We start from the raw sequence: 18,581 nt of genomic DNA on the forward strand, positions 1-18,581 counted from the left end.
GCTGCGAGCACCATGCCGCATACGCGAGCGAACGCGAGGCACCACCCGCACGACGACGCCCCGGAGACCACCGAGGCCTTCCGCCGGCTGGCCGAACTCCCCCCGGGACGGCGGCGCGACGCCGTCCGCGACGAGATCGTCGAGGCCTGGCTGCCCATGGCCGAGCGGATCGCCGGCCGCTTTCGCAGTCGCGGCGAGAGCCTCGACGACCTGCGCCAGGTAGCCGCTCTCGGCCTCGTCAAGGCGGTCGACCGCTACGACCCCGGACGCGGCAACGCCTTCGAGAGCTACGCCGTGCCCACCGTCACCGGCGAGATCAAGCGCCACTTCCGCGACCACATGTGGACGCTGCACGTGCCGCGCCGCGTGCAGGACCTGCGCAACCGCGTCCGGTTCGCCCAGCAGGAGCTGTCCCGGACGGTCCCCGGCCGTGCCCCCACCGTCGCCGAGATCGCCGAGCACGCGCAGCTGAGCGAGGAGGACGCCCGGGTCGGCCTGGAGGCGCTGGAGAGCGCCGCCGCCCTCTCCCTCGACGCGGAGCTGCCCGGCAACGAGGACGGCTACCGTCTTGTCGACGCCCTCGGCTCACCCGACCCCGCGCTGGACACCGTCGTGGACCGCGAGGCCGTCAGGCCCCGCCTGGCGGCGCTGCCCGAACGCGAGCGGCGGATCCTGTACATGCGCTTCTTCGGCGACATGACGCAGCGCCGGATCGCCGAGCAGCTGGGCATCTCCCAGATGCACGTCTCCCGCCTGATCACCCGCTGCTGCGACCGGCTCCGCGACCAGGTGATGCGGGACATGCCGTAGGGGGTGTCTCGGCCCGGGGCGCGCCCCGGCGTCACCCGATAGGCCGCTGGCGTCCCGCGAATGGGGCTCGGCATCGCGCGGCGCGGGGCGCCGGGGGCTGTGATGGCTGGGACGGCTCGAACGCCGTACGTCCGCCGCCCCACCGGCCCGAGGAGCCCCGCAATGCGCCGCAGTACCCGCCACGCCCTGTCCGCCGCCGTCCTGGCCGGCCTGATGACGGGCACCGCCGCGTCGGCCGCCGTCGCGGCGGAGGCGACGGAGGCCGGACCGATCCCGAACACACTCCGGCAGGCACGCGGCCCGGGAGACCTTCCCGGCCCCGGATCCCGGCCGCAGGCGGCACCGTCCCCCGACGCCGCCGTCCCTGGCACGGCCCTCCCCGTCCCTTCCGAGGACCCCCTCCTGCTCGGCCCGCCGTCCCTCGACCAGACCCAGCCCCTGCTGCCTCCCACCCCGGGCCGGCCCCCGGGTGACTCCGGCGGCTACCCGCGCGACTCCGGCGGCCACGCCCTGGCCCCCGACCCGACGGACCAGTCGGTCCACGGCCCGGCCGACCCCGCCCGCCCGAACGGCACGACGGGAGGGACGGACCCGACGGGAAAGACCGAACCGAACGGCGGGATCGATCCGAACGGCCCGTCCGACCCGACCGGCACGTCCGATGCGCCGTACGACCCGTCGCGCCCCTCCGCGCCCTTCGGTCCCTCCGGATCCACGGACCTGACCGGCTCTTCCCACTCCACCGGCTCCTCCGACTCCACCGGCTCGACCGGCTCCTCCGACACCGCACCGTCCCGCGGCGACAACGCGCAGGACTCCTCCGGCGGCCAGGACACCGACGAGTCGGGCGGCGACGACAGCTCGGACACCTCGTCCCACGCATCGGGGTCCGGCGACTCCGGCGACTCCAGTGGGTCGGACAGCCCGACCCAGCACGGTGTGCAGGCCGGAGCGGGCGGGTCGTTCACCGGATCCCTGCCGGCGCTGATCGGCGGCGGTGCGCTGATCGCGTCCGCCCTGGGCGCCGCCGGGCACCGGATGTGGCGCCGCCGGTGGGGAGCCGACGGCTGACCCGCACCGTCCCGGCACCGGGGCCGCGGGACGCCGTACGGGCCCGCACCCCTGGGTGACCGACCTTCGCGACCCGGCAGGGCACCCATGGGACGGCACCCGCCTGGGTACCCGCACGCGCAAGGCCCGACGGCGAGCCCAGGCCCGACGGTGAGACGAGACGGCGGCGAGGACTGCGCGGAGGTTGCCATGCGGCGGACGGACCCGGAAGGGCACGGCCCCGTCCGCTACGGGCCGTCGGCCCTCCCCGACGACGGACTGCCGGTGCTGCCCGAGCTGTCCGCAGCGCTCGGCGCGGCCGCGGGCCGGACCCGGGCCCGGGACAGACCGATCGGCGGCGGCGCCGCGCTCCTGGACGCGGCCGGCGGCTACTGGCGGCGGCGCGGCCTGTCCACCCGGCCCGGTCACGTGGCGGCGGGACCCGGCGCGCCCTGCCTGCTGCTGGCGCTGACGGCCGCGCTCGGCGGCGACGTCCTCGTCCCCCGGCCCTGCGCCGCCTGGTGGGCGCCTTACGCGCGTCTGCTCGGCAGACCGGCCTTCCCCGTCGCCACCCCGGCCGAGTGCGGCGGCGTGCCCGACCCGTACGCCCTGCTGGAGACGGTCCGCAGGGTCCGGGCGGAGGGCGGCGACCCCCGGCTGCTGGTGCTGTCCGTCGCCGACGACCCCACCGGCACGGTCGCGCCGCCGGAGGTGCTGCACGAGACCGTGGAGGCCGCCGCGGCCGAGGGACTGCACCTGGTCAGCGACGAGACCTGGCGCGACACCTGGCACACCCCGCACGAGACGATGCTGCTCAGCCCCGCCGAGATGCTGCCCGAACGGGTCACCGTGGTCACCGACCTGGCCGGCGCGTTCCTGCCCAGCGGCTGGCCCGCCGCGATCGCCCGCTTCCCCACCGGAGCCACCGGGGACGCGCTGCACGCGCGCGTGCTCGACATCCTCACCGCGCTGGACGCCCGGATCGCCGAGCCCGTCGCCGCCGCTGCCGCCTACGCCCTCGACGAACCCGAGCCCGTCACCGCCCGGCTGACCGCCACCGTGCGGCTGCACGCGCGCGTGGCCCACGCCCTGCACGCCGCCGTCGTCGCGGCGGGCGCGCTGGCCCTGCCGCCGCAGGCCGGCCGCCACCTCTACGCCGACCTCGGCCCGCTGCGCCCCGCCCTCGCCGCCCGCGGCGTCGGCGACGCGCAGGAACTGGAGGACTTCCTCGGCGCCCTGCTGGGCATGCCCACGCCCGGCGGCCACCGCTTCGGCGACGACCTCGGCGCGCTGCGTGTGCGGCTGTCCACCACGGAGCTGCTCGGCGACACCGAGGAGCAGCGCACGGAATGCCTCCTGTCGCCCACGCCGTTGGAACTGCCGCACCTGCAACGCGCGTTGATCTCCTTGAGGTCCGTCTTCGACGATCTCCGCGACGACGCTCAGCGATGGGAGCCTCCTCGATGACGCAGCAGTCCGAGCCGACCACGTCCCGGTACACCGGAGCGACCACGTCCACGACCACGCACGCCCGGGAGGCCGACGCCGCGGCGGCCCCGGCCCCTCTGACGTCCCGGCGGACCGCCGTCCCGTTCCCGCCGCAGGCCGAGCCCCGGCCGCCGGCGGAGCGGCGGCTGTGGCCGCGTACCTTCCACGACCGGCTCACCGCCCCGCTGCCCGGCCTGAAGGCCTTCGCCCGGTTCGCCCGAGAGGGCGCCGTACGCCCCGGCAAGGAGGGCCTGGCCGACATCCCTCTGCTGCCCTACGAGCCCGGTCCGCTGCCCCGTGTGGACGCCCGCACTGTCGCCGTCACCTGGGCGGGGCACGCCAGTTGGGTCCTGAGGATCGGCGGGCTGACCGTGCTCACCGACCCGGTGTGGTCCCGCCGCATCATCGGCACCCCGGCCCGTATCACCCCCGTCGGCGTCGCCTGGGACGCGCTGCCGCCGGTCGACGCCGTCGTCATCAGCCACAACCACTACGACCACCTGGACGCGCCCACCCTGCGCAGACTCCCGCGGGACACACCGGTGTTCGCGCCGGCCGGACTCGGCCGCTGGTTCCGGCGCCGCCGGTTCACCCGCGTCACCGAGCTGGACTGGTGGGAGGCGTCCGAACTGTCCGGGGTCCGCCTCGACTTCGTGCCCGCGCACCACTGGTCCAAGCGCACCCTCACCGACACCTGCCGCAGCCTGTGGGGCGGCTGGGTGCTCACCGACGCCGACGGACAGCGCGTGTACTTCGCCGGCGACACCGGCTACGGCCACTGGTTCTCCCGTATCGGCCGCCGCTACCCCGGCATCGACCTCGCCCTGCTTCCCATCGGCGCCTACGACCCGCGCTGGTGGCTCAGCGACGTCCACTGCGACCCGGAGGAGGCCGTGCGGGCCGCCCAGGACGTCGGAGCCCGCCGCATGGCGCCCATGCACTGGGGCACGTTCGTGCTGTCCGCCGAGCCGGTCCTGGAACCCCTCGCCCGCGTCCGGGCCGCCTGGGACAAGGCGGGCCTGCCCCGCGAGGACCTGTGGGACCTCCCGGTGGGCGGCTCCCGGATCCTGGAGTGATGCTCCGGACGGCCGCGGTCGGCCGGTCAGCCGGACCGGTGGACCGCGGCCGAGCGCCGGACGCGGCGCCAGACGCCCGGAGCCGCACCGATCAGCACGGTCAGGACGACGGCGGCCACCACACCCTCCCAGGGCTCCGGGAACAGGGAGCCCCCGAGGATGCCGATCACCTGGTACGTCGCCGCCCACGCCAGACAGGCGGGAAGGTTGCCGCGGGAGAAGCGCCGCAGCGGCCACTTCGCCAGCAGACAGGCCAGCATCACCGGAACCCGGCCGGCCGGCACGAGCCGGGACAGCACCAGCACGGCCACTCCGTGCTCGGCCAGCTTCTCCTGGGCCTGCTCCAGCCGGTCCCGCGGCGCGCGCGAGCGGATCGCCTCCAGCCAGCGCGAGCCGTTCCTCGACCCCAGCCCGCGCCGCCCCAGCCAGTACAGGGCCGCGTCCCCGCAGAACGCGGCCAGCGACGCCGTCGCGAACACCAGCGCCAGCGAGAACGGCGCCGTCTGATGCACCGCGACCACGGCCGCCGAACTGACCAGCGCACCCGTGGGCACCACCGGCACCAGCGCCCCGATCAGCACCAGCAGGAACAGCGACGGATAACCGATCGCCTGCTGGGTGGACTCCGTCGGCACCACCGTCGCCGCGGCGGCGGCCAGTCGTATCACCGGGCGACCTCCAGGCGCACGCTCTCCCCGTGCCCCAGCCGGTGCACGGCCACGCCCGGCGCGCGCAGCGCCGCGAGGCGCACGAACTCGTCGCCCGGCGCATGGAACTCGTGGGGGCGCACGGCGTCCATCCCGATCGGCCAGTACGTGCCGTAGTGCACCGGCACCGCGCAGCGCGGCGCGAGCCGGGCCAGTGCCTGCGCCGCCCGCCCCGCGTCCAGGTGCCCCTCGCCGAGGTACGGACCCCAGCCGCCCACCGGCAACAGCGCCACGTCGACCGGCCCGACCTCCTCGGCCATCGTCTCGAACAGCCCGGTGTCACCGGCGAAGTACGTCCGGCCCTCGCCCTCGACGACGTAGCCGAGCGCGGGCGAGCGGTGCGGGCCCACCGGCAGCCGCCGCCCGTCGTGCCGGGCGGAGACCACCCGCACCGTGACGGCACCGACCTCGACCCGCTCCCCGGGCGCCACCTCGGTGATCCGCAGCCGCCCGGGCCGCCCGAGCCGGCGCAGCCCCGGCACCGCCCGGAGCGCGCCCCGCGGCACCAGCAGGCGCGTGCCGGGGGCGAGGCGGTCCAGCGAGGGAAGGTGCAGATGGTCGGCGTGCAGATGGGAGACGAGCGCCACGTCCGTGTGCCAGGCGCCCGGCGGCGGCAGCGCGCCCCTGCGGCGCCGCAGATGCGCGAGGCGGCGGGCGAACAGCGGATCGGTCAGCAAACGGACGTGCGAATCCTCGACCGTGCACGTCGCGTGACCCCACCAGGTGATCTCCACCGGCACCTTCTTTGCCTCCTTCGCGCGACTCCCCCTGAGCCTACGTGCGGCGGTAGGGTCGGCGGCGCAACCCGGAGGTGAGGGGGACGCCATGGGAGAAGTGCGCGACGCCCGCGGCGAGGCCGCCGCGACGCCGGTCCGCGTGACCGCGATCGCCAGCCTGACGCCCCTGGAGGAGCTGAACGACGAGCCCTTCCTCGTGGACTCCCGCGGCCAGCACGCGATGTGCGCACGCTGGGCGGCCGAGCACGGCTACGTGGTCGCCCGCGAACTCCTCGTCCGCGGCCTGCGCCCGGACCACGGCGCCCTGTGGGACGGTGTCCGTCCCGGCGTCGACGTCTTCGTCGCGCCCAGCCGCCGGGTGCTGGAGCGGGCGCTGTCCTCCGTCGAGGAGTTCACCGCCGAGTGCGCGCGACGCGGGGTCCGGGTGGAGACCGTGGGCCAGGCCGAGCCGTCCTACGACGCCCAGATGAAGGCCCGGGTGCACCGCCGCCTGTCCATGCCCACGGCCGGCTACGACGGCGGATAGGGGGGTGTCTCGCTCCGCGCAACGGGCCCGCCGTCGGGCGCGCACCGAGCCGCTCCGGGGCGGAGGGTTCCGCCAGGCGTGTGACAAGCTGGGGCAGGTTCGTGCAAAAGTCCGGGTCGGAACGTGAGGAGCGTCGGCGTGCGTGGCGGGTGGTGGCGGCGGGCCGCCAGGCAGGTCGGGCGGAGCGTCGCCGTGTGGGGCGTCTCCACGGTCACCATGCTGGTGCTGGCCGGGATCCTGCCGGACTTCCAGCTCCAGTCCGCCGACGGCGACAGCGCCACCACCATCGCCGTCACCGCCGCGCTCGGCGCCGGCGCCTTCGGTGTCCTCTCGGCCGTCGTCTGGCCGCTGCTGGTACGGCTGCTGCTGCTCGTGCCCGCGCTGGTCCTCGGGCTGCTGGTGTTCTTCCTCAACGGCTCCCTGCTCCTGCTCGCCCTGCGCGTCAACCCCTCCGGCCAGCCCGAGGCGGCCCCCGAGACCGCCGTCATCGTGGCCGCCGTCATGTCCGCGGTCGCCTCCGCCACCGGCGCCGCCCTCGCCGTCCGCGACGACGACGCCTACCGGCGCCGCCTGTCCCGGCTCGCCGACCGCCGCCGCGGGCGCCGGCCGCCCTGTGAGTCCACGCCCGGCACCCTCGTCGTCCAGCTCGACGGCGTCGGCCACGACGTGCTGCGGGACGCCGTGGACAAGGGGCTGATGCCGACCGTGGCGCGCTGGCTCGGCGCCGCACCCGGCCGGGAGGACCAGGACCACCGGGAGCCCACCCACCGGCTCGTCCCCTGGCGCACCGACTGGTCCAGCCAGACCGGCGCCAGCCAGCTCGCCATCCTGCACGGCACCAACCACGACGTCCCCGCCTTCCGCTGGTACGAGAAGGACACCGGCGAGGTGATGGTCTGCAACCGCCCCACCAGCGCCGTCGAACTCCAGCGCCGCGCCGTCGCCCGCACCCGCGACGGCGGGCTGCTGACCGCCGACGGCGCCAGCCGCGGCAACCTGTTCAGCGGCGGTGCCGGCGAATCCGCCCTCGTGCTGTCCGTGTCCGCCCGGCGCGGCCCCGGCAACCGCTCGCGCGCCGGCTACTTCGCCTACTTCTCCGACCCCGCCAACGCCGTCCGCACCGCCCTGTCCTTCGTCGCCGAGGTCGCCCGCGAGATCGGCCAGTCCCTTCGGGCCCGGATCCGCCGACAGCGCCCGCGCGTGTCCCGGGGCGGCCTGTACCCGCTCGTGCGCGCCTTCGCGACCGTCGTCGAACGGGACGTCGTCGTGGCCGCCGTGATGGGCGACCTGCTCGCCGGGCGCACCGCCGTCTACGCCGACCTCGTCGCCTACGACGAGGTCGCCCACCACTCCGGGCCGCGCGGCCGGGACGCGGCGAAGGTGCTCGGGCGCCTGGACCGCGCGCTGGCGCTGATCGAGAAGGTCGCCGAGCACGCCCCGCGCCCGTACCGGATCGTCGTCCTGTCCGACCACGGCCAGAGCCCCGGCGAGACCTTCCGCGCCCGCTACGGCCTCACCCTCGGCGACCTGGTGCGGGCCGGCTGCGGGCTGCACGTGCCGCGCCGGGCGCGGAGGACCCGCAGCGGCGCCGAGGCACGGGCCGCCGTACGCGCCGCCCTGCGCCGCCCGGTCGAGGAGGGCGGTGAGCACCACCGGCCCGCCCGCCACTTCGAGCCGCTGGTGCTGGCCTCCGGCAACCTCGGCCTGGTCTCCTTCCCGGACGTGCCGCACCGGATGAGCCGGGAGGAGCTGGACGCCCGCCATCCCGGGCTGCTGACCACCCTCGCCAACCACCCCGGTATCGGCTTCTTGCTGGTGCGCAGCGAGGAGCACGGCGGCCTGGTGCTCGGCGCACGCGGCGCCGAGATACCCCTGGACGAGCTCGACGGCAACCCCGGCCCGCTCGCCGCCTTCGGACCCGGCGCCGCCGACGCCGTCCGCCGCACCCACTCCTTCCCGCACGCCCCCGACATCCTGGTCAACTCCTTCCACGACCCGGCCGACGGCGAGGTCCTCGCCTTCGAGGAGCAGATCGGCTCCCACGGCGGCCTCGGCGGCGCGCAGACCCGCCCGTTCCTGCTGGCGCCGCTCGCCTGCTCCCCGCCCGTGGCGGAGGACGGGGAACTCGTCGGCGCCGAACAGATCCACCGCGTGCTGCGCCGCTGGCTGCGCGAGGCCAACGGCCCCCAGGTGCCGCTCCCGGCGCAGGCGGAACCGGCACCGGGACCGCAGGAGCGGGCCGCCTGACCGGTACGCCGGCGGGCTCCGGCATCCGGGCGTCGGACCCGAAGCCGAAGCACGACAGGGTGAGGTCTCCGCGGAGCTTGGCGAAGGCGAGCACCACGACCGCGCCGAACAGGGCGGTCGCCTGGCCCGAGGTGAGGGTCCGGAACATGCGCCTGCGGATGATGTCGCGCACGAAGGTCCCGGTAGAGCAGGTACAGGACGCCGAGAGCGACCCCACCAAATCCCGCGATTCTCCCGAGGACTTGGAAGAGTTCGGCCATGGACCGGGCTGTAGGCCCTCACCGCACCGCCCGGCAGGGGATTCGCCGACCTTCTCCGGCAGGTCGTGGCCCGTTCGACGGGTGTGCGCGGCGTTGATGTGATCGGATGGAGGACAGGCAAACCCCGGAAACGGGAACCTAGGCGAAAGGTATGGAACACACCGTGGCAACCACGCGCACCGCTCACACCGTCTGGGAAGGCAATCTGCTCGAGGGCAACGGCGTCGTCACCTTCGACTCCTCCGGCATCGGCCAGCAGCCGGTGTCGTGGCCGTCGCGCGCCGAGCAGGCGAACGGGAAGACCAGCCCCGAGGAACTGATCGCCGCGGCCCACTCCAGCTGCTTCTCCATGGCCCTGTCGCACGGCCTGGCCGGCGCCGGCACCCCGCCCACCAGGCTCCAGACCAAGGCTGACGTCACCTTCCAGCCGGGTGAGGGCATCACCGGCATCCACCTCACCGTCGAGGGCGCGGTCCCCGGCATCGACAACGACGCGTTCGTCGCCGCCGCCGAGGACGCCAAGAAGAACTGCCCGGTCAGCCAGGCCCTCGCCGGTACGACGATCACCCTGGAGGCGAAGCTGGCCTGACGCGCCACGGACGGCTCCACCCGTCCTGCGCACCCGGCCCCGCGCGCCGCGCCCCGATCAGGGGCGCGGCGTCGTCGTTCCCGGCCACCGGGGTACCCGGACCGCAGGGGTCGGGGCGGCGACGTGCGGGGGACGGCGACCGGCGTCGCAACCCGGCATTGACAACGCCCCACTCCGGTTCTGTGCTGGAGTACGGGACGGTGCCCTGCTGGAACCGGTGGCAGAACCGGTGGTGGAAAGGGGACGGAGATGGCACGCGCGGTCGGGATCGATCTCGGGACGACGAACTCGGTGGTGGCGGTCCTGGAGGGCGGCGAGCCCACCGTCGTCGCGAACGCCGAGGGCGCGCGGACCACGCCGTCGGTGGTGGCGTTCGCCAAGAGCGGTGAGGTGCTGGTCGGCGAGGTCGCCAAGCGTCAGGCGGTGACGAACGTGGAGCGCACCGCCCGCTCCGTCAAGCGCCACATGGGCGAGGCGCAGTGGCGCTTCCCCGAGCAGGGCTCCGTCGACGGCACCCGCTTCCGGGCGCAGGAGCTGTCCGCGCGGGTCCTCCAGAAGCTGAAGCGGGACGCGGAGGCCTACCTCGGCGAGGACGTCACCGACGCGGTGATCACCGTACCGGCGTACTTCGACGACGCCCAGCGGCAGGCGACCAAGGAGGCCGGGGAGATCGCCGGCCTGAAGGTGCTCAGGATCATCAACGAGCCCACCGCCGCCGCGCTCGCCTACGGCCTCGACCGGGGCGATGAGCAGACCGTCCTCGTCTTCGACCTCGGCGGCGGCACCTTCGACGTGTCCCTCCTGGAGATCGGCGAGGGCGTGATCGAGGTCAAGGCCACCAACGGCGACACCCACCTCGGCGGCGACGACTGGGACCAGCGGGTCGTCGAGCACCTGGCCAAGCGGTTCAAGGGGCAGTACGGCGTCGACCTGGCGGCCGACAAGATGGCGGTGCAGCGGCTGCGCGAGGCGGCGGAGAAGGCCAAGATCGAACTGTCGTCGTCCTCGGAGACCACGATCAACCTGCCCTACATCACCGCCTCCGCGGAGGGCCCGCTGCACCTGGAGGAGAAGCTCACCCGCGCCCAGTTCCAGGAGCTCACCGCCGACCTGCTGGACCGGTGCAAGCAGCCCTTCCACCAGGCGGTCAAGGACGCCGGGATCAAGCTGTCCAGCGTCGACCACGTGATCCTGGTCGGCGGCTCCACCCGCATGCCCGCCGTCACCGACCTGGTGCGCGACCTCACCGGCAAGGACCCGCACAAGGGCGTCAACCCCGACGAGGTGGTCGCCGTCGGCGCCGCTCTCCAGGCGGGCGTGCTGCGCGGCGACGTCAAGGACGTCCTGCTGCTCGACGTCACGCCGCTGTCCCTGGGCATCGAGACCAAGGGCGGCATCATGACCAAGCTGATCGAGCGCAACACGACCATCCCGACCCGCCGTTCGGAGATCTTCACGACGGCCACCGACAACCAGCCCTCGGTGGGCATCCAGGTCTACCAGGGCGAGCGGGAGATCGCCGCGTACAACAAGAAGCTGGGCGTCTTCGACCTGACCGGCCTGCCGCCCGCCCCGCGCGGGGTGCCGCAGATCGAGGTCGCCTTCGACATCGACGCGAACGGCATCATGCACGTCTCGGCGAAGGACCTGGCCACCGGCCGCGAGCAGAAGATGACGGTGACCGGCGGCTCGGCCCTGCCCAAGGACGACATCGACCGCATGATGCGGGAGGCCGAGCAGTACGCCGAGGAGGACCGCAAGCGCCGCGAGGCCGCCGAGACCCGCAACCAGGCCGAACAACTCGTCTACCAGACCGATAACTTCATCCGCGACAACGGCGACCGCATCCCCGCGGACACCAAGGCCGAGGTGGAGGCGGCCGCCGCCGAGCTGAAGACCCTCCTGGAGCAGAACGCCGACACCGCCCCCCTGCGCACCGGCGTCGAGAAACTCGCCTCCGTCAGCCAGAAGATGGGCCAGGCCATGTACGCCCAGTCCCAGCCCACCTCGACGGAGGCGGGCGACCGACAGCAGGGCCCACGCCCCGGCCAGGAGGACGAGGGCGTCGTCGACGCCGAGATCGTCGACGACGAACGCGACACCAAGGGCGGAGCCGCCTGACCCCACGCAGGTCAGGGCTTGACGGCCACGCCCGCGTAGACGGGCACGATGCCCTCCGCCTGGGCGGCGACGTCCTCCGGTTCCGGGCGCCAGCCGGTGACCGGGATGATGCCCGGCCCCAGCAGCCGCAGGCCGTCGAAGAAGCGGGAGAACTCGGCCAGCGAGCGGGGGTGGAAGGGTGTGCCGCCCTGGCGGAACAGGCCGGCGGCCTTCGCCACGGCCTCCGGGTTCAGGTCCGGCGTCACCTGCGACAGGATCAGATGGCTGCCCGGCGCGAGGGCGCCGACGTACCGCTTCAGCAGACCGTGCACGTCGTCGCCGTCGGCCGCGTCACCCAGGTAGTGCGTCAGCGCGACCAGCGACAGGGCGACCGGCCGGGCGAAGTCCAGCGACTCCGTGGCCGCCCGCAGAATCGTGTCGGGGTCGCGGACGTCGGCGTGCACGTACTCGGTGCCGCCCTCGGCGGAGCCGCGCAGCAGCGCCTGCGCGTGCCGCAGCACGATGGGGTCGTTGTCGGCGTACACCACCCGCGACTCCGGTGCGATGCCCTGGGCCACCTGGTGCAGATTCGGCTCGGTCGGGATGCCGGTGCCGATGTCGAGGAACTGCCGGATCCCGGCCTCGGCCGCCACCCGGACCGCCCGGTGCATGAACCGGCGGTTGGCGCGCGCCCCGCGCACGGCGGTCTCGTCGACGGCGAGGATCCGGCGGGCCAGTTCCTCGTCCACCGGGTAGTTGTCCTTGCCGCCCAGCCACCAGTCGTACACCCGCGCCGGGTGCGGGCGGCTGGTGTCGAGACGGACGGGCGCGGCGTCGGATCCGGTCATACGGCTGTGACTCCTCGGCTCGGTCGGGGCGTCGGAAGGGGGGAAGGACGGTGAACGGGAGCTCTCAGAATTTCTCGCGGCACTCCCGCAGCAGCTTGCGGGTGCGCTCCGCCGACGCGGCGCGCGCCGTCATGTGGTCGAGCACTTCCAGGTGCGCGGCGACCTCGCTGCGGGAGTCCAGGTACAGCGCGCCGGTCAGATACTCGGTGTAGACCATGTCCGGCAGCTCCGGCTCGGCGAAGCGGAACAGCGAGAACGGCGCGTACGTCCCCGGATGGGGACCGTCCGCGAACTCGGCGACCTGCACCGTCACCCGGTCCCGCTCGGTGTACTCCAGCAGCTTGTCCAGCTGCCCGCGCATCACCGCGCCGCGGATGCTCACCGGCCGCCGCAGCACCGTCTCCTCGACGATCACCCACAGGTGTGGCGCGTCCTCCCGCTCCAGCAGCTCCTGCCGGGCCATGCGCAGCGACACGTGCCGCTCGATCGCCTCCGGGCCGGTCTGCCCGACCGTCCCGGCCTCCAGCACGGCACGCGCGTACTCCTCGGTCTGGAGCAGTCCGGGCACGAAGTGCGGCTCGTAGGAGCGGATCAGCCGGGCGGCGCCCTCCAGGCTCACATACAGGCTGAACCAGTCCGGCAGCACGTCGTGGAACCGCTGCCACCAGCCCGGCTGGTTGGCCTCCTCGGCCAGCCGCACGAACGCGGCGGCCTCCTCCTCGCCCACCCCGTACGTCGGCAGCAGCACCTGCACGTACGGGATCCGCAGCGCGACCTCGGCCAGCTCCATGCGCCGCACGGTCGCCGCGGCCACCCGCAGCACCCGCGCCGCCTCCTCGCGGGACAGCCCGGCCGCCTCCCGCAGCTCCTGAAGCCTTCTGCCGAGCACCACCTGACCCACGGTGGGCGCGGGCCGCCGCTCACTCACGCCACGCCTCCCCGAACGCGCCGAAGTCCTGCCGGCAGTCTCTCACGACGTCTCAAGACACCATGGAGTGAAGGTACTTCACCGTCGCCGGGTCGGCCGGCAGAAACGTCTCTATCGCCAGTTCGGCCACCGTCACGTCCATGGGCGTGTTGAAGGTGGAGATCGACGAGACGAACGACAGCACCCGCCCCCCGTGCTCGATCCGCATCGGCAGCGCGAAGTACGGCACGTCGTCCTCCGGCTCCTCCTCGAGGGCGCCGTCCGGCTCCGGCACCGGGTAGTCCGCCACCTCCTGGTACAGCGCGCGCAGCGCCCCGGAGCGGTGCAGAGCGATCTGACGCTCCATCTGTGCCAGCAGATGGCCGCGCCACTCGCGCAGGTTGCGGATGCGCGGCGCCAGACCCTCCGGGTGCAGGGTCAGCCGCATCGCGTTCAGCGGCGGGGTCAGCAGTGTCTCGGGGACGCCCTCCAGCAGCATGGTGACGCCCCGGTTGGCCGCCACCACGTCGTACACGGCGTCGACCACCAGCGCGGGATACGGCTCGTAGCCCCGGATCAGCCGCTCCAGACCCTCCCGCAGCGCGCCCAGCGCCGGATCGTCCAGCGAGGTCTCCGGGTAGTGCGGGGCGTAACCGGCGGCCAGCAGCAGCGCGTTGCGCTCCCGCACCGGCACGTCCAGGTGCTCGGCCAGCCGCAGCACCATCTCCTCGCTGGGCCGTGACCGGCCGGTCTCGATGAAGCTGATGTGCCGGGCCGAGGAGTCGGCGCGCAGGGCGAGTTCCAGCTGACTGACCCGCCGCCGCTCCCGCCAGGCCCGCAGCAGCGGGCCCACGCCCTGACCGGCGGGGGCGGTGGGAGGCACGGCAGCACCGGTCGCGACAATGGTCATGAGTACGACCGTAGTCGAACACCTGTCGATGAGGGGGCGCGCGTCAACGAGCCGTGGGGGCCGTCCTTGGAGGCGACGGCGGTGTACCGGGCCGGAGTGCGCGGCTGCCTGCTGGGCGGTGCCCTCCCCGGGCGGCGCCGGCGCGGTCGGACTGATCAGCGACGACACCCAGATGACCCTGTTCACCGTGGAAGGCGTCCGGCAGGCCCACGAGCGGGAGCGGCACAAGGGCATCGGCGGCGGCTGGTCCCGCATGGTGCGCTGGGCCTACGCACGCTGGCTGGAGACCCAGCTCCGCACCGGCCCCGAGGACAGTGAGCTCGCCCGGCCCACCGGCGGCGGCTCCTACGCCGGTCCGCGCGGCGGCCTGGTCACCGAGCGATGGCTGTACTCCCCCAGAGGGGGCACCCCCAGCCGTGCCCCCGGCAACGCCTGCCTGTCCGGCCTCGCGCAGGACTTCGTGCCCGACCCCGGGGCCGAACTCGGGCGGCCCGGACCCGTCAACTCCGACTCCAAGGGCTGCGGCGCGGTGATGCGCTCGGCGCCCTTCGGCCTCACCCGCACCGACCCCGGCACCGCCTTCTCCATGGCGGCCCGCTGCGCCCAGATGACCCATGGCCACCCCACCGGCTACTACGCGGCCGGTGCCCTCGCGGCGATCGTCGCCCACATCGTGGCCGGGGACTCCGTCGAGGGCGCGGTCCTGCGCACCCTGCGGCTGCTCGCCCGGTACCCCGGCCACGAGGAGACCACCGCAGCCCTGGAGCAGGCCCTGGACCTGGCCGCGCAGGGCAGCCCCAGCTTGGAGAGACTCGAGCGGCTCGGCGGCGGCTGGGTGGCCGAGGAGGCCCTGGCCATCGGCGTCTACAGCGCGCTGGCCGTCCCCCGTGTGGCGGACGCGTTGCTGCTGGCCGTCAACCACTCGGGCGACAGCGACTCCACCGGCTCCGTCTGCGGCAACATCCTCGGCGCCCGGCACGGCGACCACGGCCTGCCGCACGCCTGGGTGCGGCAGGCCGAGGGCCGGGACCGGATCGCGGCGCCGGCGGACGACCTGGCCGCCGAATGCGTGCCCGACTGAGTCCCGGGGCATCCGGCGGCCCCTGCGGCCGGCGACGCGCCGCCGGCCCTGTGGCAGTCTGAACGGGACCGCGCAGGTGCCGTGACGTCCAGGAAGGGAAACGCGCCCATGCCCGTGGAACCGCTGTCGCAGAAGGAGATCGAGGACCGTCTGGCCGAACTGCCCGGCTGGTCCGTCGAAGACGACCGCCTCACCCGTTCCTTCCGGCTCGGCTCGCACTTCGCGGCGACCGCGATGGTGGTGCACATCGCCCAGGTGCAGGAGGAGCTGAACCACCACTCCGACCTCACCCTCGGCTACAACACCGTCGCCCTCGCCGTGCACACGCACAGCGCGGGCGGCGCCGTCACCGACATGGACTTCGAGCTCGCCCGCCGGGTCCAGGACCTGGCAGGGGTCCACGGGGCGAGCTGAGCCGCGCCCGGAGGGGGGAGCCGCGTGCTGGACTACGACAAGGAAGCCGAACGCTACGACGCCTCCCGGGGCGGCGAGCCCCGCGCCGCCGCCGCGGCGGAGGCGGTCCTCGGCCTGCTGCCCGAGGACACGCGGCACCTGCTGGACGTCGGCTGCGGCACCGGCATCGTCACCCGCCGCCTGGCCGCCGCCCGCGACGGGCTGCGTGTGACCGGCGTGGACCGGGCCCCCGCGATGACCCGTCAGGCCGCCGCCCGGCTGCCCGGTGCCGTCGTCCTCGCCGACAGCCGCCGCCTGCCCTTCCCGGACGGCCGGTTCGACGCGGTCACCAGCGTCTGGCTGCTGCACCTGGCACCCACCCCCGCCGCCGCCCGGGCCGTCGTGGCCGAGTGCGCCCGGGTGCTCAGGCCCGGCGGCGTGTACGTCACGACGGTCGACAAGGCCGCCGCCCACAACGTCGGCAGCGACGTCGACGCCGTCCTCGCCGCCCGGCCGCCCAGCCCGGCCGCCCGTGACGCCGCGGACCGCGTGGCCGGATACGCCGCCGAGCACGGTTTGGTGCCGGCCGGGCAGGCCCGCTTCACGGGCCGCGGGCAGGGCCGCAGTCCCCGCCGCACCATCGCCGACCTCAGACGCGGCTGGTTCGTCACGCTGCCGCCCGGCGAACCCCTCGCCGAGACCTTCGCCGCACGCCTCGCGGCCCTCCCCGACCAGGACCGTCCCCGCCCCGACCCGGTGTTCACCCTGCGGGCGTTCCGCAGGCCGGCCGGCGCCTGACCCCGCCCTCCGCCGAACCCGTCCGCCGAAGCCCTCCGCCGAACCCTCCTGCCGAACCGGCCCGCCGGGCGCGGCAACTCCCCTGCATCCGGCGGCGACTGAGAGGCAAACCCACCCCTCACATGGAGGTGCCTCTCATGCGGCAGCCGCACACCGCGCGCCCTGCGCGCACCCCGCACCACAAGCACCGCAGACGCCGCGCCGCCCTGTCCGCCGTGGCCGCCACGGCGGCCCTCCTCGGCGCCGGAATGACCGCCCTGACCACCACGCCCGCCCAGGCGGCGACCGCCCGGCAGGTGGAGAAGCTGGACCGGGGCCTGGTCAGCGTCCACACGGCCAACGGGAATCTGATCAGCTGGCGCTGGCTCGGCACCGACCCGGACAACGTGTCGTTCAACGTCTACCGGGCCGGCACCAAGGTCAACTCCAGCCCGGTCACGGGCTCCACGAACTACTTCCACTCCGGTGCCCCGGACTCGGCCGACTACACGGTGCGCGCGATCGTGAACGGCGTCGAGCAGGGCGACTCCGAGCACGCCGTCCAGTTCCGCGCGGGCTACAAGGACGTCCCGATCAGCCCACCGCCCGGCGGCACCACCCCGGACGGAGTCGCCTACACCTACGAGGCGAACGACGCCTCCGTGGGCGACCTGGACGGCGACGGTCAACTCGACTTCGTCCTCAAGTGGCAGCCCACCAACGCCAAGGACAACTCCCAGTCCGGCTACACCGGCGACACGATCGTCGACGGCATCAAGCTCGACGGCACCCGCCTGTGGCGCGTCGACCTGGGCCGCAACATCCGCTCCGGCGCCCACTACACCCAGTTCCAGGTGTACGACTACGACGGCGACGGCAGGGCCGAGGTCGCCATGAAGACCGCCGACGGCACCAAGGACGGCACCGGAGCCGTCATCGGCAGTTCCTCCGCCGACTACCGCAACTCCAGCGGCTACGTCCTCTCCGGACCCGAGTACCTGACCATGTTCGACGGCCGGACCGGAAGGGCGATGCAGAGCGTCGACTACGTCCCGGCCCGCGGCACGGTGTCGTCGTGGGGCGACTCCTACGGCAACCGCGTGGACCGCTTCCTCGCGGGCACCGCGTACCTGGACGGCTCCCGCCCGTCGCTGGTCATGGCCCGCGGCTACTACACCCGCACGGTGATCGCCGCCTGGGACTGGCGCAACGGGCAGTTCACCCGCCGCTGGACCTTCGACACCAACTCCTCGACCAACTCGGGCAAGGGGTACGACGGTCAGGGCGACCACCAGCTGTCGATCGCGGACGTGGACGGGGACGGCAAGGACGAGATCGTGTACGGCGCGATGGCCGTGGACGACAACGGCTCCGGACTGTGGACGACGAGGAACGGCCACGGCGACGCCATGCACGTCGGCGACCTCGACCCGTCCCGGCCGGGCCTGGAGGAGTTCAAGGTCGACGAGGACTCCTCCAAGCCGTCCTCCTGGATGGCGGACGCGCGCACCGGCCAGGTCCTGTGGTCGACGGCACCCAACGGCGACAACGGCCGGGGCGTCTCCGGCGACATCTGGTCCGGCAGCGCGGGCGCCGAGTCCTGGTCGTCGGCCGAGAGCGGCATCCGCAACCCCAAGGGCACGGTCGTGGCGAGCCGCAAGCCCTCCAGCACCAACTTCCTGTCCTGGTGGGACGGCGACACGGTCCGCGAACTCCTCGACGGCACCCACATCGACAAGTACGGCACCTCCGGGGACACCCGTCTGCTGACCGGATCCGGCGTCCACTCGAACAACGGCACGAAGGCGACGCCCGCGCTGTCCGGCGACATCCTCGGCGACTGGCGCGAGGAGGTCGTCTGGCCGACCGGCGACAACAAGGCGCTGCGCATCTACTCGACGCCGTACGAGACGAGCACGAGGATCACCACGCTCCTCCACGACACCCAGTACCGCACGGCCCTCGCGTGGCAGAACACCGCCTACAACCAGCCCCCGCACCCGAGCTTCTTCATCGGCGCGGGCATGAGCACGGCACCGCGGCCCGCGGTGTACACGCCGTAGGCGCGTGAAGGG

Annotated in this window: 16 protein-coding genes and 1 pseudogene; 12 read left to right on the forward strand and 5 right to left on the reverse strand. The window is 74.1% G+C overall.

Annotation, left to right across the window (positions count from 1 at the left end; genetic code table 11):
- Positions 1-12: 12 nt before the first annotated feature.
- From ABZ484_RS10455 to ABZ484_RS10470, 4 genes are all read left to right on the forward strand, one after another.
- Entirely contained in the window at positions 13-810 is a 798-nt protein-coding gene (locus ABZ484_RS10455; RefSeq protein WP_358865481.1) for an RNA polymerase sigma factor SigF, read from the forward strand.
- Between the two features lie 162 nt (positions 811-972).
- The gene (locus ABZ484_RS10460) at positions 973-1,881 is read left to right on the forward strand and encodes a hypothetical protein (protein ID WP_358865482.1); all 909 of its coding nucleotides are present in this window, start codon (positions 973-975) and stop codon (positions 1,879-1,881) included.
- Between the two features lie 189 nt (positions 1,882-2,070).
- A complete protein-coding gene (locus ABZ484_RS10465) occupies positions 2,071-3,327 on the forward strand; it encodes an aminotransferase class I/II-fold pyridoxal phosphate-dependent enzyme (RefSeq protein ID WP_358865483.1) in 1,257 nt (418 codons plus the stop codon).
- The gene (locus tag ABZ484_RS10470) at positions 3,324-4,424 is read left to right on the forward strand and encodes an MBL fold metallo-hydrolase (protein ID WP_358865484.1); all 1,101 of its coding nucleotides are present in this window, start codon (positions 3,324-3,326) and stop codon (positions 4,422-4,424) included. The genes ABZ484_RS10465 and ABZ484_RS10470 overlap by 4 nt, the downstream gene beginning before the upstream one ends.
- A gap of 26 nt (positions 4,425-4,450) precedes the next feature.
- On the opposite strand, the gene ABZ484_RS10475 is transcribed toward ABZ484_RS10470, so the two are convergent.
- Positions 4,451-5,092, reverse strand: coding sequence for a VTT domain-containing protein (locus ABZ484_RS10475; RefSeq protein WP_358865485.1), 642 nt, complete (start codon positions 5,090-5,092; stop codon positions 4,451-4,453).
- Positions 5,089-5,871 (reverse strand): MBL fold metallo-hydrolase, encoded by a 783-nt coding sequence (locus ABZ484_RS10480; RefSeq protein WP_358865486.1) that lies wholly within the window; start codon positions 5,869-5,871, stop codon positions 5,089-5,091. Before ABZ484_RS10480 ends, ABZ484_RS10475 begins: the two co-directional genes overlap by 4 nt.
- A gap of 85 nt (positions 5,872-5,956) precedes the next feature.
- Between ABZ484_RS10480 and ABZ484_RS10485 the strand changes: the two genes are divergently transcribed.
- The 4 genes from ABZ484_RS10485 to dnaK all read left to right on the forward strand — a co-directional run bounded on the left by ABZ484_RS10485 (position 5,957) and on the right by dnaK (position 11,611).
- Positions 5,957-6,394, forward strand: coding sequence for a hypothetical protein (locus ABZ484_RS10485; RefSeq protein WP_358865487.1), 438 nt, complete (start codon positions 5,957-5,959; stop codon positions 6,392-6,394).
- Positions 6,395-6,532: 138 nt separating this feature from the next.
- Positions 6,533-8,641 carry a phage holin family protein gene (locus tag ABZ484_RS10490; RefSeq protein WP_358865488.1) on the forward strand — a complete coding sequence of 703 codons (2,109 nt, stop codon included), beginning with the start codon at positions 6,533-6,535 and terminating at the stop codon, positions 8,639-8,641.
- Between the two features lie 423 nt (positions 8,642-9,064).
- Positions 9,065-9,490, forward strand: a complete 426-nt coding sequence (locus ABZ484_RS10495) for an OsmC family protein (protein WP_358865489.1) — start codon at positions 9,065-9,067, stop codon at positions 9,488-9,490.
- Between the two features lie 249 nt (positions 9,491-9,739).
- Positions 9,740-11,611 carry a molecular chaperone DnaK gene (dnaK, locus tag ABZ484_RS10500; RefSeq protein WP_358865490.1) on the forward strand — a complete coding sequence of 624 codons (1,872 nt, stop codon included), beginning with the start codon at positions 9,740-9,742 and terminating at the stop codon, positions 11,609-11,611.
- A gap of 11 nt (positions 11,612-11,622) precedes the next feature.
- Here the strand turns inward: dnaK and ABZ484_RS10505 are convergent, their stop codons facing one another.
- From ABZ484_RS10505 to ABZ484_RS10515, 3 genes are all read right to left on the reverse strand, one after another.
- Complete coding sequence (locus ABZ484_RS10505; protein ID WP_358865491.1) at positions 11,623-12,438, reverse strand: SAM-dependent methyltransferase; 816 nt, start codon at positions 12,436-12,438, stop codon at positions 11,623-11,625.
- Between the two features lie 64 nt (positions 12,439-12,502).
- A complete protein-coding gene (locus ABZ484_RS10510; RefSeq protein ID WP_358865492.1) occupies positions 12,503-13,366 on the reverse strand; it encodes a helix-turn-helix transcriptional regulator in 864 nt (287 codons plus the stop codon).
- 52 nt (positions 13,367-13,418) lie between these two features.
- Complete coding sequence (locus ABZ484_RS10515; protein ID WP_358865493.1) at positions 13,419-14,255, reverse strand: helix-turn-helix domain-containing protein; 837 nt, start codon at positions 14,253-14,255, stop codon at positions 13,419-13,421.
- A gap of 81 nt (positions 14,256-14,336) precedes the next feature.
- Here ABZ484_RS10515 and ABZ484_RS10520 point away from each other — a divergent pair.
- The 4 genes and pseudogenes from ABZ484_RS10520 (at position 14,337) to ABZ484_RS10535 (ending at position 18,569) form a co-directional block, all read left to right on the forward strand.
- Positions 14,337-15,336, forward strand: a pseudogene (locus tag ABZ484_RS10520) (ADP-ribosylglycohydrolase family protein).
- 108 nt (positions 15,337-15,444) lie between these two features.
- Entirely contained in the window at positions 15,445-15,750 is a 306-nt protein-coding gene (locus tag ABZ484_RS10525) for a 4a-hydroxytetrahydrobiopterin dehydratase (protein ID WP_358865494.1), read from the forward strand.
- A 24-nt stretch (positions 15,751-15,774) separates the two neighbouring features.
- Positions 15,775-16,527 (forward strand): class I SAM-dependent methyltransferase, encoded by a 753-nt coding sequence (locus tag ABZ484_RS10530; RefSeq protein WP_358865495.1) that lies wholly within the window; start codon positions 15,775-15,777, stop codon positions 16,525-16,527.
- Between the two features lie 137 nt (positions 16,528-16,664).
- Positions 16,665-18,569 carry a rhamnogalacturonan lyase gene (locus tag ABZ484_RS10535; RefSeq protein WP_358865496.1) on the forward strand — a complete coding sequence of 635 codons (1,905 nt, stop codon included), beginning with the start codon at positions 16,665-16,667 and terminating at the stop codon, positions 18,567-18,569.
- Positions 18,570-18,581 lie beyond the last annotated feature (12 nt).

The organism is Streptomyces sp. NPDC006393, from assembly GCF_040628575.1.
Taxonomy (GTDB): Bacteria; Actinomycetota; Actinomycetes; order Streptomycetales; family Streptomycetaceae; genus Streptomyces.